Origin of the sequence: Aquitalea magnusonii (genome assembly GCF_003202035.1) — a bacterium.
GTDB classification, from domain to species: Bacteria; Pseudomonadota; Gammaproteobacteria; order Burkholderiales; family Chromobacteriaceae; genus Aquitalea; species Aquitalea magnusonii.
This window is the reverse complement of sequence record NZ_QJKC01000047.1, coordinates 1-1,253: the sequence shown is the minus strand read 5'-3', so window position 1 is coordinate 1,253 and position 1,253 is coordinate 1. Positions and strand designations below refer to the sequence as shown.

Below are 1,253 nucleotides of genomic sequence, written 5' to 3'. Positions count from 1 at the left end.
ATGGTCTGTCCCGCTCTCCGTGGACAGCGGGTTATGCACTCAGCACTAAGCGACGTCGCTCGTATTCAACCGGGGTGAGATACCCCAGGGTTGAATGACGTCGTTGGTGATTGTAAAAGCGGATGTAATCAAACACATCCGTACGCGCCTCTTCATAGCTCCGGTAGTGGGTCAGATAAACACGTTCCGACTTCAGGGAACGGAAGAAACTCTCCATCGCTGCATTATCCCAGCAGTTCCCGGCGCGGGAGTGACTCGGCACTATGCCATGCCGCTTCAGCAATGCCTGGTAGTCAAAGGCACAGTACTGACTCCCTCGGTCCGAATGCAGAATCACCTCTCCAGAAGGCTTGCGACGTGCCACAGCCATCGTCAAGGCCGCATGTACCAGTTCTTGCTGCATTCGGTGATGCATTGCCCAGCCCACGACGGCCCGGGAGTACAAGTCCAGTACCACCGCCAAATACAGCCACCCTTCGCCAGTCCGGATATAGGTCATATCGGATACCCAGCGCTGATTGAGATTGTCTGCAGCAAACTGCCGTTGTAGCAGATTCGGTGCGACGGGGAGAAGGTGCTGGCCTCCACTGACGGGCCTCCAACGCTTACGGGTTCTGACCTTGATACCGTTGTGCCGCATCAATTTGGCGATGCGATGCCTCCCGCAAGCAAAGCCCTGCGCCCGAAGTTCGGCATGGATACGTCGATGGCCATAAATACCATTCACCTCAGCGTGCACCAGCCGGATTTCACGCAGCAGTTGTCGGTTTGCCATCTCTCGCGCTGAAGGTGGGCGATGTAGCCATGCATAGTAGCCACTGCGGGACACACGAAACAGTTGGCACATCGGGCCAATAGGGTAGCGGCCCGACAGTGCCTGGATGGCACGGAACTTCACTTCGTGGGTTGCGAGAAGATGGCGAGCGCTTTTTTTAGAACATCACGCTCCATGGTGACGCGAGCGAGTTCGTCACGAAGTCGTTTCAGTTCGGCCGCTTCGCCGGTCTGCCAACCTCGACCGGGGAAAGCATCGGTTCCAGCCTCTTGAAATTGGCGCTTCCACTTGCCGAGCAGCGACTCGGTAATCTCGAATGCTTGGGCGACATGCCGTAATGGTGTGCCGGCAAGTACCTGTTCAACCGCCTCTCGCTTGAGGGAATCGGGGAAAGTACGTCTGGTTTTATTCATGGACACAGCTCCTAAGTGGTGATTATCCACCTTAAGTTAGTGTCCACGAAGGGCGGGACAGACCA

General features: G+C 56.3%; 2 protein-coding genes. Both read right to left on the bottom strand.

Annotated elements, in window-relative coordinates; translation table 11 throughout:
- Positions 1–31: 31 nt before the first annotated feature.
- Positions 32–898 (bottom strand): IS3 family transposase, encoded by an 867-nt coding sequence (locus DFR38_RS20785; RefSeq protein ID WP_110313884.1) that lies wholly within the window; start codon positions 896–898, stop codon positions 32–34.
- Positions 895–1,188: a transposase gene (locus DFR38_RS20780; protein WP_059287679.1), complete on the bottom strand. Its 294-nt coding sequence runs from the start codon at positions 1,186–1,188 to the stop codon at positions 895–897. Before DFR38_RS20780 ends, DFR38_RS20785 begins: the two co-directional genes overlap by 4 nt.
- Positions 1,189–1,253 lie beyond the last annotated feature (65 nt).